13 protein-coding genes are annotated in these 14,525 nt (G+C 60.0%); 4 read left to right on the top strand and 9 right to left on the bottom strand.

What is annotated here, in order from left to right; genetic code table 11:
• Positions 1–195: 195 nt before the first annotated feature.
• Together IE111_RS10255 and IE111_RS10250 are read left to right on the top strand one after the other, a co-directional pair.
• Positions 196–579: a DUF3775 domain-containing protein gene (locus IE111_RS10255; RefSeq protein ID WP_189608454.1), complete on the top strand. Its 384-nt coding sequence runs from the start codon at positions 196–198 to the stop codon at positions 577–579.
• 324 nt (positions 580–903) lie between these two features.
• On the top strand, positions 904–2,268 hold the full coding sequence (locus tag IE111_RS10250) for a nicotinate phosphoribosyltransferase (protein ID WP_189608453.1): 1,365 nt from the start codon (positions 904–906) through the stop codon (positions 2,266–2,268).
• Between the two features lie 2 nt (positions 2,269–2,270).
• Here IE111_RS10250 and IE111_RS10245 read toward each other — a convergent pair whose 3' ends face one another.
• The 7 genes from IE111_RS10245 to IE111_RS10215 form a co-directional block, all read right to left on the bottom strand.
• Positions 2,271–2,486 (bottom strand): hypothetical protein, encoded by a 216-nt coding sequence (locus IE111_RS10245; RefSeq protein WP_189608452.1) that lies wholly within the window; start codon positions 2,484–2,486, stop codon positions 2,271–2,273.
• A 151-nt stretch (positions 2,487–2,637) separates the two neighbouring features.
• Positions 2,638–3,612 (bottom strand): glycosyl transferase family protein, encoded by a 975-nt coding sequence (locus IE111_RS10240; protein WP_189608451.1) that lies wholly within the window; start codon positions 3,610–3,612, stop codon positions 2,638–2,640.
• A gap of 7 nt (positions 3,613–3,619) precedes the next feature.
• Positions 3,620–3,934: a TusE/DsrC/DsvC family sulfur relay protein gene (locus tag IE111_RS10235; RefSeq protein WP_189608450.1), complete on the bottom strand. Its 315-nt coding sequence runs from the start codon at positions 3,932–3,934 to the stop codon at positions 3,620–3,622.
• A gap of 189 nt (positions 3,935–4,123) precedes the next feature.
• Positions 4,124–4,387, bottom strand: a complete 264-nt coding sequence (locus IE111_RS10230; RefSeq protein WP_189608449.1) for a hypothetical protein — start codon at positions 4,385–4,387, stop codon at positions 4,124–4,126.
• Positions 4,387–4,746: a DsrE family protein gene (locus IE111_RS10225; protein WP_189608448.1), complete on the bottom strand. Its 360-nt coding sequence runs from the start codon at positions 4,744–4,746 to the stop codon at positions 4,387–4,389. The genes IE111_RS10230 and IE111_RS10225 overlap by 1 nt, the downstream gene beginning before the upstream one ends.
• Complete coding sequence (gene tusD, locus IE111_RS10220; protein ID WP_189608447.1) at positions 4,743–5,132, bottom strand: sulfurtransferase complex subunit TusD; 390 nt, start codon at positions 5,130–5,132, stop codon at positions 4,743–4,745. Before tusD ends, IE111_RS10225 begins: the two co-directional genes overlap by 4 nt.
• Before the next feature lie 714 nt (positions 5,133–5,846).
• Complete coding sequence (locus IE111_RS10215; RefSeq protein ID WP_189608446.1) at positions 5,847–6,518, bottom strand: Bax inhibitor-1/YccA family protein; 672 nt, start codon at positions 6,516–6,518, stop codon at positions 5,847–5,849.
• A gap of 256 nt (positions 6,519–6,774) precedes the next feature.
• Between IE111_RS10215 and IE111_RS10210 the strand changes: the two genes are divergently transcribed.
• Positions 6,775–7,404 (top strand): TetR/AcrR family transcriptional regulator, encoded by a 630-nt coding sequence (locus IE111_RS10210; protein ID WP_189608445.1) that lies wholly within the window; start codon positions 6,775–6,777, stop codon positions 7,402–7,404.
• A gap of 5 nt (positions 7,405–7,409) precedes the next feature.
• Here IE111_RS10210 and IE111_RS10205 read toward each other — a convergent pair whose 3' ends face one another.
• Both IE111_RS10205 and IE111_RS10200 read right to left on the bottom strand, forming a co-directional pair.
• Complete coding sequence (locus IE111_RS10205; protein WP_189608444.1) at positions 7,410–8,168, bottom strand: enoyl-CoA hydratase-related protein; 759 nt, start codon at positions 8,166–8,168, stop codon at positions 7,410–7,412.
• A 253-nt stretch (positions 8,169–8,421) separates the two neighbouring features.
• Positions 8,422–11,079: a helicase-related protein gene (locus IE111_RS10200; protein WP_189608443.1), complete on the bottom strand. Its 2,658-nt coding sequence runs from the start codon at positions 11,077–11,079 to the stop codon at positions 8,422–8,424.
• A 356-nt stretch (positions 11,080–11,435) separates the two neighbouring features.
• On the opposite strand from IE111_RS10200, the gene IE111_RS10195 reads away from it, so the two are divergent.
• On the top strand, positions 11,436–14,348 hold the full coding sequence (locus IE111_RS10195) for an insulinase family protein (protein ID WP_189608442.1): 2,913 nt from the start codon (positions 11,436–11,438) through the stop codon (positions 14,346–14,348).
• Positions 14,349–14,525 lie beyond the last annotated feature (177 nt).

The following is a 14,525-nucleotide window of genomic DNA, read 5'->3' as shown; positions in this document are numbered from 1 at the left end:
CGGGGTTGAGGTATCCGGGGATGTCCGCAGCAAGGATGCTGCGGTCAAGCTCACATGGATGTGTTCACAGCGACCCCGGATACCTCAACCCCGCCACTGGTGCGGACCCTGGCAACTCACCCAGCCATTGAAACCAGACCACAGAACCCAACCTGAGACCTTGAGTCTCCGAACATTCCGCAAGGAGGTTCCACCATGCTGAACGTCAACCCGGACACCGTCTGCCGCCTGATCGAACTGGCCCGCGCCTTCCACGTCAAGGAAGAAATCGTCATCCCCGAAGAACCCACCGGCCCCGACGACGACTGGTACCTCCAGGTTCTCGCCAACCACCCCGCAGACCCCGTCTTCAAGGAATTCCGCAGCATCATCAAAGACCTCGAACCCGACCAGCAACAGGAAGTCGTCGCACTGCTGTGGGTTGGCCGCGGTGACTTCGAACAGGACGAGTGGGAATCGGCCCTGTCCGAAGCCGCCTACGCCTGGAACGAAAAGACCGCCGACTACCTCATCGCCCATCCCATGTTGGCCGACTACCTGACCGACGCGCTCGACATGTTCGACTATCGCTGCGACTGACGGAGACCGGGAATGCCATGACCACACCGAGAAACCGCCATCACCGAGGCCGGCACACCCTGGCCCGGGATGACGGCCACCTGCGATCATTGACCCGGGTTCCATTCCGTCTGAAGTAATTCCGGCTTGACCGGGCCGGACATGACGACGCCCAGTGGCTAGCCGAAACGCTGGAAAAAGCCGGCGGCCGGTTCGATCGTCGATTCGACGTCGAGGCCGGCGCGACCCTGGTTCTGAAATGAGGTCCGGGAAATCGTCATGGGGTTGTCTAACATCTCGACTACCCTAAGGCATGGTGGATAAAGCACTGCGAGGAGGGAACAGATGTTCAGCAACGGCGGCTGGATGAGCCAAGAAGACATCGCCTTACTGACCGACCTGTACGAACTGCGCATGCTGCAGTCCTATTGGGAGACCGGCATGCACGGCCGGGCCGTGTTCAGCCTGCATTTTCGCGAGTTGCCCCCGGAGCGCAATTTCATTCTCGCCTGCGGCCAGACCGAGGTCATACGACACCTGGAGCGATTGTCTTTCGAAGAGGAGCACTTGAAAGCGCTGCACTCATTGGGCGGTTTCAAAGACGAGTTTCTGACCTGGTTGCGGGATTTTCGCTTCACCGGCGATGTCCACGCCGTTCCCGAGGGAACGCCGATCTTCCCGCACGAACCCATCCTGGAAGTCGAAGCGCCGATCGCCGAAGCCCAACTACTGGAAAGCTTTGTCATGAATCAGGTGCATCTGCAATCCCTGCTCGCCTCCAAGGCCGTGCGTACCGTTCTGGCGGCCGAGGGGCGCGGCGTGGTCGACTTCGGCCTGCGCCGGATGCACGGTGCCGATGCCGCCTTGCGAGGCGTCCGCGCCTACTGGATCGCCGGACTCGATGCCACCAGTAATGTCCTCGGCGGTTTGCACTACCAGGTGCCGGTCGCCGGTACCATGGCGCACAGTTACATCCAGGCCCATCAGGACGAAGACGCCGCGTTCGAGCATTTTCTGCGGCTTTATCCGGGGACCATACTGCTGGTGGATACCTATGACACCCTCGAAGGCGTGCGCAAGGTGATCGAATTGGCGAAGAGGTCGTCGACCGAAGGTTTGATCAGCGGTATACGACTGGATTCGGGCGACTTGTCGAGCCTGTCCAAACAGGCCCGTCTGTTGCTCGATGAAGCCGGCCTGGATGACATCAAGATTTTTGTCAGCGGCGGCCTGAACGAATTCAAAATCGCCCAACTGGTGGAAGGCGGGGCACCGATCGACAGTTTCGGTGTCGGGACCGATGTCGGTTGCTCCAAAGACTCGCCCATGATCGACCTGGTTTACAAACTGACCGAGTACGATGGCGAAGGGCGAACCAAGGCCTCACCGGGCAAACACATTCTGCCGGGCCGCAAGCAGGTCTATCGTCATTACGACACAGACGGCCGCATCGACTTCGACCGGCTCACGCTTCGCGATGAGGCCGACAGCGGCACGCCCTTGCTGCAACCGGTGATGAAAGACGGTCAGGTAGTGGACGACATGCGCCTGGAGCGCCTGGACCAGGCCCGGGACTATTGCCGGCGTGAAGTCCAGGCGTTACCGGACAGTGTGAAACGACTGTCGAGCCTTGGCGTGTCCGCCGGTATCGAAGTCCGACTCAGCGATAAGCTCAAGGCATTCGACGAGGCTGTGCTGAAGAAGATCTAAGATCAGCTGGCAAGACCAAGGGCCGTGCCGATGGCCGCAACTCCGCTCAGCAGGGACGCGATGCCCAGGTTCAACTGAACCGGAAACAAGCCCAGCAAGCTGGCGGCGAGGGCCGAGACGGACAAGACCAACAGGGATATGCCGACAAAGAAAACCGAGGCCATCAGCACGCGCTGGAAGCCGGGGGTTAAGCGAAATGAAGCGGGTGCGGTAGTCATATTGATCCCTCCGGGTGCGGTCATGGTGCGCTTAAGGTCGATTGTGCGATCAAAACGTGCACAATCGGCACCGTCCATGGCTGATACATCCTTCTTACCAGACCCGTTTCAAACTCCATGCCAGACTGTGGGTAGTCATGTGCCCGCGAGGTCACAACAGACGGTTTTCCCAGAGGTGGGAGGCTTTCTCCCGCGCCGACTCCAGTTTGGACCCGTCCGCCACCATCAACACCAGCGCCATGGTCTGCAACACGGCCGCCAGGCCATATTCCGGCACCTCGCGGCCATACCAGGTATCGAGCAGCGCCTCCATCGACGGGGCGTCCGGCCGGACGGCGCGTTTTTGCAACACCCGGGGGAACTCGAACGACTTGGGATGCTCCGGCGCCTGGACGGATACGGTCGAATCACTGTCCGGGCGCACTTCGAACTCGCCGCTGTCCCCTTTGAGAACCACATTCCGATCATCGCCCAGCAAACAGGCGGTTTCGTGATGTAGGGCTTTGTAGCTTGGATGGAACATGCCTTGAAGGCTGGTTCGGGCGCCGGTGGGGTTCAGATTGCGCACCAGGGTGTTCACCGGTGAGCGCAAACCGAGCTCGGCCTTCATGTCGATGATCGACGACAGCTTGGGCAGAAAGTTGACCAGCGGACAGTAAACCAATGGGTGCTCCAGACTCAGGGACTGGGCCTGCTCCCAATCCGCCGCGATCGGCACATCCAGCGCCAGACATACTTGTCGGGCGTACTGCCGACCGGCCGTGTGTTCACCGCCGCCGTGCATGAAAATAGGGTATCCCCCGCGAGCCAACGCCAGCGCCGCCAGGACATACCAGGACGGCTGCTTGCGCTTGCCCGCATAGGCGGGCCAATCGATGGCGATGTCGCGACCCCGCCAGGCGGGCAGGCTTTGCCGGGCGGCTTCGGCCATGCCCGCGAGTTCCTCCGGAATTTCTTCCTTTACGCGCATCAGCATCAACAGGGCGCCCAATTGAGCGGGCGTTTCCCGGTTGGCCAGGATTTCGGTCATCGCGAAACAGGCTTCCTCCCGTGTCAACGAACGGGTACCGTTTTTACCCCGGCCCAGGGCTCGGATGATGCCGGGAAAGGTCAAAGAATCGGTCATAAAAGGCTCAAAGACAGTTCTTGGGCTTGGGCAGGCCGGCCAGTAGCGCCAAGGTGCGGGCCGGGCTCTCCCCATAGCGTTGCATGAGGTAGATGGAGTTGCCCACCTCCGCCCCAAATGAGTTCTTCAAATGCCTGACCAGCGGCCGCATGGCGGGTGACAGGTCGTATTCGAAATAGAAGTCACGCAACGACCGGACAATGGCCAGGTCTTGCTCGGTCAGTTCCAGACCCTGGTCCTCGGCTTGATGGCGGCACCAATGTTCGGTCCAGGTTCGGGCGTCCTGAAGAAACCCCAGGTGGTCGGTGGCGTGGTCGGTCATACTAAACATAACCTATGCAATTCGATTATTTCACTTGGTGGTATAACCCACACCGGTTACCGAGTAGACCCATTCGGGGTCGCCGTGAACCCATCCATGGGGGCTTGACCGCAGCATCCATGCTGCGCACATCCCCGCATAGGTCTACCCGGCACCCGGTGCTAGCCTACAGTGGAATCTGGTGAATAGTTACCAAGTGACCACAGGATGTTGTTGCTGCGTCATTTCCACCCAATCGGCGTCGTTGATCAGTGCCCAGTCGGGGTGGCGTTCGCCGCCGAGCGCCTGGGCATCGCTTTCGCGGATGTATCCCTGGGCCTCGGTCGGATTGGGCTGCCAGATCATGACGCGGGCGTCCTCGCGAAGCAAGAGCCGGTCTTCCGAGGTCAGCCAGACATGGAACAGGGCCAGTTGGCGGGGTGTGGGTGGTTGGGTCAGGGTTAAAAACGCCATCAGAACACCTCCACATGTCGGGCTGTGCGCAGTAATTCGGCGACACCGTCGAGCGAAAGCGGTTCGGCTTCCTCGGCCAGGGGTTGGTCTCCCAGGGTGGCATCGCGATGGGCGTCGCAATAGAACAGGGCTTCGGAGCCGTACAAGGGCAGGGCGCTGAGCTGCTTGCTGAGCGACTTGCCGAGGATGGGCGATTGATGCGGGATCAACCAGCTCAACGCCTGATCCCAGAAGACCACGCAGTGCGACCGGTCGAACAGGGCCAGGCTCATGATCGCTTCGAGGATTTCTTCGCTCCGGCGTTGCTGGTAGGTCGGTTGGGTGACCAGGATGACGGTTTCATAGTGCGGATGTTTCATCGGAAGCTGACCACCTTGTCACAGTCGCCGAACCCGAGTGTCCACTGGCCGAGACCGACCAGTTCGAAGGGCGGGGCGACGGTCACGCTGGATTTGGCCTGGCGCTGCGCTTCGCTTTCGTTCAGCAGGCCCCGATTGGCCGAGGCGGCGATGCACAGCAATAATTCGCAGCCGGACCGCTTGTGCAATTCGACCCACTCCTCGCGGATGTCGATCTCGTCACTGGCCGGCGACTGGGCCGTCAGCCCGGCGTAGACTCCGTCCATGAAGAAAAACACGCGTTTGATGCACAAGCCCTGAGCGCGAGCGGCGCGGGCATAGGCGAGGGCGTCTTCCTGGCTGCTCTGACTCCAGGGCGCGGCGTAAATGTTCAGTTGCAGATTCATGGCGTTATATTAACACGGTTTGAAACCAGAGTTTGTCGCTTGCCCGAGAGGATAGCACTGTTTTGGGCGGGTGCATGGTGTTTGAGACTGTGGTTGATTTTGGATTCGTGGTTGAACCCGCAGCGGGGACCGGGTTCAGGCATCAGGGGTCGCCGTGTATCCGTCCATGGAGGCTTGACCACAGCATCCCTGCTGTGGACATCCCCTGATACCAGAACCCGGTCCCCGCCGCTAGCCAATGCAGCCGTGGAACTCGTAGGGTGGGCACGGCCCACCAAAGGAAGGACAATCAAACATCAAACCTAATGATCGCCGCAATGCCCACCACGTCACACCCCCAAGTAGGTTGGGACGGTACGTCTGGTCCGGCACCCCGGTCTCGGCCGCCCACCATGGAAGAATGTTAACCTCTCGCAATGCGGTTGGATTGTGAATATTGCAAAGTTCTTAAGGCAGTGTTGTGTAGGTTGGATTAGCCCGAAGGGCGTAATCCAACAAGTTTGACAGTGCCACGAGACCATCTATCGACACCGTAGTAATGTTGGATTACGCCTTAGGCTAATCCAACCTACTTAACCGCAATCACGGAACTCGTGGGGTGGGCGTGGATCAATATCCTTCCCATGGCGGGCGGCCGAGACGCCAGACCGACCCGGCCCACATAAAAAAGGCCGCAAAAAGCGGCCTTTGAGGATTGCTGTATCAGTCAACCCGTCAGTCGTTCCCGGTAAATGCGGCAATCAGATGCAGAAGGTGAACGAACAGGTTGTAGATGCTCAGATACAAGCCGACGGTTGCGCGAACATAATTGGTCTCGCCGCCGTTCACGATCCGGCTGGTATCGAACAGGATCAGCAGGGACATCAGCAGGACAACGCCGGCTGAGATGGCCAGGCTGACGGCCGGGATGGCGAAGAAGAGGTTCGCCAGCATAGCCACCAGTACAACGATCAGGCCGACCATGACGAAGCCACCCAGGAAGCTGAAGTCCTTCTTGGTGGTGACCGCGTAGGCGGACAGGCTGAAGGTGACCACTGCGGTACCGCCCAGTGCCTGTGCGACGATGCTGGCACCGTTACTCAGCGCCAGGTAGGCGTTGAGGATTGGCCCCAGACTCGCCCCCATAAGCCCGGTGAAGACGAATGTCCACACCAGACCCATGCTGCTGTTGTAACTGCGCGGCAGGGCGAACCACAGAATACCGATGGCGGCGAGCATCATGATCAGGGATGCGCCATGACCCAGGTTCAGGCTCATGGACAACACCGCTGTTACGGCGCTGAAAACCAGCGTCATGGACAGCAGCGCATAGGTATTACGCAGTACTTTGTTCGTCGCCAGCGCCGATTCGGCGCGTTGGGAAACGGTGTTCTGATAGTCGGCCATAGGCAAACCTCCGTGATTCAAGTCAATCCTAATCTTATAGGCATTTGTGCGGTTTTCAATATGGGCACTGGTTCACAGCCGGCCCTATACCTTGCGCTGACATTATCGCATCGACCGGCGGTTGTCTGCGAATGATTCGGACATTTTCTCGCTTTGGACCTGCAAAACAATGAAAAGTAGGTTATATTCTCGTTTTAAACGATCGTTTAAAACAATGTAACGAATAAAACAAAGTAACGAAATCAGAGACGCAGTAATGAGCCAAGCCGATACCGTAACCCGCATCCTCGATTCCGCCGAACAGCTGTTCGCCGAAAAGGGGTTCGCCGAAACCTCCCTGCGGATGATCACCACCCGTGCCAAGGTCAACCTGGCGGCGGTGAATTATCATTTTGGCTCCAAAAAAGACCTGATCCAGGCCGTTTTCGCGCGTTTTCTGACTCCGTTTTGCAATAAGCTCGACAAGGAAATGGCGACCATGGCCGCCGGCAACCCGAACCCCAAGCTCGACGATGTTCTGGGCGTGTTGGCGAAAACCATGCTGACCGGTGTGACCTCATCCGGCCAGAGCAATAAACTGTCGGTCTTCATGCGGTTGCTCGGCCTGGCCTATACCCAGGCTCAGGGCCATTTGCGGCGTTTCCTGCGGGACCATTACAACGGCACCTATGCCCGCTTTATTACCTACCTGCGCGATGCCCACCCGGAGTTGTCGCCCAAGGAAATCTTCTGGCGAATTCACTTCGCCATCGGCGCCTGTGTGTTCACCATGTCGAGTATCGAAGTGCTGCGGGAAATGTCGATCGCCGACACCAGGGAAGACACCGGTATCGACGAGGTGATGAATCAACTGATTCCCTTTCTGGCGGCCGCGCTGGAGCGCTGAGCGCGTCAGGCGCTTTCACCATTGCGGAGGTTTTCGGACACGTCCGAGCGAACGTCCGTCGAACAATCGATCAGGCTTTCCATCAGCGTCTCGTCGTACACCTCGTTGGCGGCCAGATGCAGCACCGACTTGGTGGTGCGCAGTGACTCCACGCTGCGCGCCAGAATGCCCCGCGCCAGCACTTCCGCCACGGCATCCAGTTCATCGGACGGAACCAGTCGGTTCACCAGGCCCAGCCGCGTGGCGGTATAGGCATCCATGACTTCACCGGTCAGGGCGTAATACTTGGCCGCGCGTTCCCCCAACACCTTGATCAGATACGGGCTGCTCAACGCCGGAACCTGGCCGAACAGGGATTCGGTAATGCAAAACGTCGAACGTTCGCTGGCCAACACCAGGTCGCAACAGCAGGCGAGACCGACCGCCGCGGCATTGACGTCGCCCCGCACGGTGAGCAGGACAGGGGAGGGGAAGTTGTACAGGGTCGAGAGTAGACGCGCGAGTTGCTCAGCGTCCTGATAGTGCTCGGCACGGCCGACTTTCTGGCGTCGCTTCAGCCATTGTCGGTCGGGCCCGGTGCAAAAATGGGAACCCCGACCGGAGAGCCAGACGAGTTTGATGTCGGGGTCATCGGCCAGGTCGTCCAGGGCGGTGACCAGGGTGCAGATCAGTTCATCGTCGTAGGCGTTCCCGGACTCGGGTTTGTTCAGAATCACCCGGGCCAGACCGCCATCCCGGCGTTCGATCAGGACGGTTTCCTTCATATTGTTCTTCTTTTTGAGTGTATCGAAGGTCACTTCACCCTAAACCAGTTTCGCCTGCCTCGCCAGTCTCCGGGTTGTCAAATTTTGTGTAATACCGAAGTAAAGGGGCCGTCGGGTTTGTTGGGCAGAAGAGCGACAGCGTTATCTGCCATGGACGCCAATCAGCCAATGGTTGATCCAGTGGCACGAAAGACATCCGGCAGACAACGCCATTGCCCGATGTGTCGGATCCATTCCGATCCGCAGGCTGGTCTCAGACACTTCCCGGAGGCGCGCACAGGATCATTCTGACCCCAACCGGCTGAAGCTCGACATCGTCCCAGGCCGTTTCCTGCATCTCGGCCTGCATTTCGGCTTTCATCACATCCTGTTCGTTCACCATGGGGTTGACCGTGGCGAGGTAGCGCAATCGCTCGATCCGGGCCTCATTGGCCTGAATGTGAGCCTGACGGGCCCGCTCCAGTTCCTGGTCGAACTGCTTCTGGGCGTGTCCGAGGCCGGTCTCGTAGATCGGCGGGATGCGGTCCTTGGCCCCCTGGATCAGCTTGCGAACCGTCTTGATCGGCAGCGTCTTGATCTGCGGTTCCAGGGCCGACTCACTGAGCGCTTCGGACAGGTCGGTAGTGCCACCTTCCAGCGTGAGGGTACGCAGCAGGCCGTTGTTGATGTGTGGGCGCAATGCGTGAGCGGTACGAGCCGGAATGGCGAATTTCCATTGCACCTCGAGCAGAACCTGGCCGGCCGGCACTTGTTGGGTCTCAAGCAGGGCGACGCTCGCCTGTCCGAGTTCGGAGCTGTTCAGGATGTCGAGCAGGCCGACAATCAACGGATGCTCCCAGGAGACAAACAAAACGTCTTCGCGGGCGAGGGCGGTGTCGCGATCGAAGCAGATCACCGTGCCGCCTTCGGGAATGCCCGGAATGGTCGGGATCAACATGTTGTCCGACGGAATCAGCTCGTAAACGCCCTCATTCAGCGGCTCGAAGTGAAGATTCAGCAGGTCCGCGGCCAATTCGATCACACCGTAGGCACTGTGTTCTTCCAGCTCCTCGATGCGGGAACGGAGGTTGTTGGCGTCCGGCTGGCGGCAGGAATTCAACTCCAGCATAACGTCCCGGCCGTTCTCCAGTTCTTCATTCAGTCGGTTCAGCTCGTCGCGGATTTTACCGGTCAACTCGGCATCGTCCGGCGTGGCGTGCCAGGCCTCCGCGTACTGTTCGTGAATGGCGCCGGCGGCCGGCTGCAAGTGTTCGACGCAAGCGAGTACCTCGTGATACCAGCGAAAACGCAGTTCATCCTGAGAGTCCCGGAGATAGGGCAGGTGGATGTGAATCGTCTGCGTCTGGCCAATGCGGTCCAAACGGCCGATGCGCTGTTCCAGCACGTCCGGGTGATCTGGCAGGTCCCACAGCACCAGATGGTGACAGAACTGGAAGTTACGGCCCTCACCGCCGATCTCGGAACACACCAGGATCTGGGCGCCTTCCTCCTGGCTCGCGAAATGGGCGGCGGCCCGGTCGCGCTCGATCAGGTTCAGGCCCTCGTGGAACGCCGTCGCCTCGATGCCGTTGCCGTGCCAGAGCGAGTGGGCCAATTCCTGGGCGGTTTCCGCCGTCTGGGTGATCAGCAGCACTTTTTCGTCGCGATGCGTCTTTACCCAATCCACCAGCCAGGCGAGGCGCTCGGCATCATCAGCGGCCGGGTGGGCTTCCACCTCGCGCGGATAGAAACCGGCCACCGCGCGCCGGGTGTTGCGGTAGACCGTGCGACCGGTGCCATGACGGTCGAGTACCTCGTTCAGCGCACGGGTTGTGTCATTGTGCCACTCGATGCCGAGCGCTTTCAGTTCGGCCAGAACGGAATCGTCCACCTGATCCTTGTACAACGCGACCGCAAGATCGGACAGGTCACGGAACTGACGCTCATCGGCCTGGTAATTCTCAAAACTGGTGAAGCGCGATGCGTCAAGGAGCTGCAACCGTTCGAAATGGGCTTCGTGGCCCAGTTGTTCCGGCGTCGCCGTTAACAACAACAGATGCGGCAGCTTCCTGGCCATCGCGATCCAGGACGTCGTCTCATCCTCCGCCGGCTCGCGCAACGACAAGTGATGGGCTTCATCGACCACCAGCATGTCCCAATCCTGCGCCGTAACCCACTGCATCTCTTCCGCGTTATTCAACAGCGTATGCGGAATCAGATGCACCTGGCCGAGACCGAAATCGTGATCGTCGGACTGATAAAACTCGCAATGAATCGAAAAACGCCGCACCAGCTCGACCAGCCACTGCGCCTGCAGCGCATCCGGCACCGCGATCAGCACTCGGCTCGCGCGGCCCTGCTGGCGCAGGCGGTTGATGATCAACCCGGCCTCGATCGTCTTACCCAGACCGACCTCATCGGAGAGCAGGGCGCGTACCCGAGTGTGCTCGGTCGCCTGCTTCGCCACATACAACTGATGCGGCAACAGAGAGGAGCGTGTACCGAGCAAACCGTTCAGGTGGGTATTCCAGATGCGCTGATTGCCCTCGTTCAACTGCGACCGGAAAGCAAACCAGTTCGGGTGATCCGTCTGACCGGTCATCAACCGTGTCAACGGACTGTTGCGCGCCATCTTATCGCCCAACTCCGTCTCGGGCACCATCTCGCCGCCGGTTGTTTCATACACCAGCAGACCGTTCAGTTCATGAACCTTGGCCACATCCTCTTTGGGCTTATCGCGGCGATCGATGGTCTCGCCCGCCTCAAAGCGGATCCGCGTCAGCGGCGGCTGTTCCAGAGCGTAGCAGCGTTCCGCATCCGAGGCGGGAAAATACAGGGTCACTGTACGGCCACTGATGCCTTGCACCATGCCCAACCCCAGTTCCGGTTCCCCGTCCGCCAGCCAGCGCTGACCTTGTACGAATTCTGCCATAACGCCCTCTTTCTACCTCACTTCCCGGAAAAGGTCGCGTATTCTACGGAATCTGACAATGCATGAAAGCGTTCAGTGCCGGATTCCCCATTCAATCCTCAATTAACAGCCGCTTATACCCGATTTTCGGTATGGCAAGCGCCGGGGGCCGGGTGGTCCTATACGAGGATGTGGGCCGCAGGGATGCGGCCGTCAAGCCCCATGGATGGGTTCACGGCGACCTCGAATAGGACCACCCGGCCCCCGGTGCGGGTTCTGGCACCAAAAACAAACCCGGTTTCCACAGTAAATAAGGCTTGCGCGAGCCCGACAGAACCCCATTATGGACAGGAAATCGATTGATTGAATGGAAAGGTATGACCGTAAAAGCTCACGAAGCGTTCGATGTCGTCGAATCCCGCCGGGTCGACTCCCTGAATGTCACCCTGGAACACTACCGCCACCGCGTCACCGGAGCGGACCACTACCACATCAGCAGCGACAACCCGGAAAACGTCTTCATGGTGACCCTGCGCACCATGCCCAAAGACTCCACCGGCGTTGCCCACATCCTCGAGCATACCGCCCTGTGTGGCAGTGAAAACTACCCCGTGCGCGACCCCTTCTTCATGATGACGCGTCGCTCGCTCAACACCTTCATGAACGCCATGACCAGCAGCGACTGGACCGCCTATCCCTTCGCCAGTGAAAACGCCAAGGACTACGAAAACCTGCTCTCCGTCTACCTCGACGCCGTCTTCTTCTCCAACCTGGAAGAACTCGACTTCCTGCAGGAAGGCCACCGGCTCGAATTCAGCGAGCCGGACGACCCGAACTCACCGCTGGTCTACAAAGGCGTCGTCTTCAACGAAATGAAAGGCGCGATGAGCTCCCCCGTCAGCCAGCTGTACCAGGGCATCAAACACCACCTGTTCCCGTACAATACCTACCACTTCAACAGCGGCGGCGACCCCGAGGCCATCACCGATCTGACCTACGACCAGCTCAAGGCCTTCTACAAAACGCACTACCACCCGAGCAACGCCACCTTCTTCACCTTCGGCGATCGCCCGGCGGCCGACATTCAGCAACGCATCCACGACCAGGCGCTGCACCGTTTCGAAGCGCTGGACCACAAACTGGAAGTGGCGCTGGAGAAACGATTCAACAGCATTCTGCGAGTCGAAGACGCCTACGCCGCCGAACCCGGCGATCTGAGCGGCAAAACGCACCATGTTCACGGCTGGTTACTGGGCGAGTCCACCGACCTGTTCGCCCAGCTGGAAGCCCACCTGCTCAGTGATGTCCTGCTCGACAACAGCGCATCACCGCTGCGCAAAGCACTGGAAAACACCGAGCTCGGCTCCAACCCGTCACCTATGTGCGGCCTGGACGACTCCAACCGCGAGATGATGTTCGTCTGCGGCTTGGAGGGCAGTGAACCCGAGCACGCCGCCGCTTTTGAACAACTGGTGATCGATACCCTGGAAGAGGTCGCCGAGAAAGGCGTGCCGTACGAAGACATTGAAGCCATGCTGCATCAGTTGGAACTCTCGCAGCGGGAAATCACCGGCGATGGCCAGCCCTACGGTATGCACCTGATCTTCTCCGTCATCGGAGCGGCCACACATGGCGGTTCGGTAATGGATTCGCTGGACATCGACCCCGCGCTCGAGAAACTGCGCGAGCTCAGTAAGGACCCGAACTACATTCCCCACCTGGTGCGCAGCCTGTTGCTCGACAACAGCCATCGCGTACGGCTGACCCTGCGACCGGAAGACCAGTTGCACGACCGCCAGCTAGCCAATGAACGCGCCCGACTGGACCGCATCCAGTCCCGGCTCGACGAAGACGAAAAGGCCGCCATCGTCGAACAGGCCCGAAAACTGAAAGAGCGCCAGGAGCAGGAAGACGACATTGAAATGCTGCCCAAGGTGACGCTGGATGACGTCAAACCGGACGTCAAACGGATTCACCCGGTTTCCGAAGGCTCAATCGTGCGTTACGAAGCCGGCACCAATGGCCTGGCTTACCAGCAGTGGTACGTGCCGTTGCCGGACCTGACCACGGATGAACTGGCCCTGTTGCCGATCTACACCGCCGTGCTGACCGAACTCGGCGCCGGCGAGCGCGACTACCTCGGCATGCAGCAATGGCAGGCCGCCCGCACCGGCAGCGTCAGCCTGCACAGTCAGTTCCGCAACCCGCTGAACAGCGCCAACACCGTCGCCGGCTATCTGGTCCTCTCAGGCCGCGCCCTGATGCGCCACCTGGACGAGCTGACGCAGATCCTGCACCAGCACTGGACTTCACCCCGGTTCGACGAACGCAGCCGCATCCACGATCTGCTCCGGCAAATGAGCGCGCGGCGCCAGCAGAGTGTCACCGGTTCCGGCCACATGCTCGCCATGCAGACCGCCAGTGCCCACCACAATCGCGCCAATGCTCTGACTTACGAGATGGGCGGCCTGCCGGCGATTCGTCGCCTGAAAGGCTGGCTGAATGATTTCGAGCAGGAAGACGCGCATTTGGATCAATGGCTGGCTCGCCTGAGCGATCTGCATGCCAAGGTGACCGAACAGAGCGCCCAGGCCGTGCTGATCGCCGAACCGTCCGAATTGGAGACGGCGACCGAACTGACCGAGCAATTCGGCCTGGACAAGCGCACCGGCCAACCGGCCTCGATCGACCAGACCGCCGATATCGACCCGGCCGCCCGGCAACTGGCCTGGAGCGTCAATACGCAGGTCAATTTTTGCGCCTCGGCCTATCCGACCGTACTGTCCGAGCATGCGGACTCCGCTCCATTGACCGTGCTGGCCGGCATACTGCGGGACAACTACCTGCACCGCACCATACGCGAGCAGGGTGGGGCCTACGGCGGTGGCGCCAGCCACGACAGCAATACCGGCACCTTCCGCTTCTTCTCCTACCGGGACCCGCGCATCGAAGGCACACTGGACGACTTCAAGGCCAGCCTGGAGTGGATCCGCAGCGAAGGCGCCAAGGCCGACCAGGTCGAATCCGCCATCCTCGGCGTCGTCGGCTCCATGGATCGCCCCGGATCGCCCGCCGGTGAGGCCAAACAGGCGTTCCAGAACCGCCTGTTCGGTCGCACCGACGACTTCCGCAAGGCCTACCGCGAAGCCCTGCTGGCCGTGAAGCCGGACGACGTCGTCCGCGTCGCCTGCCAGTACTTCGACCCGGATAAGGTGTCCCAGACCGTTGTTACCGACCACAAGCATGCGGACGAGTTGGGCGGTAAGGGGTTCAAGGTGGAAGCGCTGTAATCGCGCCAGTAGGAAGACATAAGTGTAGGGTGGGTCGGTACGTCTGGTCCGGCATCCCGGTCTCGGCCGCCCACCATCGAGAAGTTATGTATCCACCGAATTGAATCATTGTCTCATCGCAGACTAATGGTGCGGATCGGTGGCTCGTTGAGTTCCCCTGGTGGGCCGTGCCCACCC

The sequence above is a fragment of the Saccharospirillum salsuginis genome, from assembly GCF_014651855.1.
GTDB classification, from domain to species: Bacteria; Pseudomonadota; Gammaproteobacteria; order Pseudomonadales; family Natronospirillaceae; genus Saccharospirillum; species Saccharospirillum salsuginis.
Note: the sequence above shows the minus strand (reverse complement) of the source record. Positions and strands in the feature narration are given on the sequence as shown.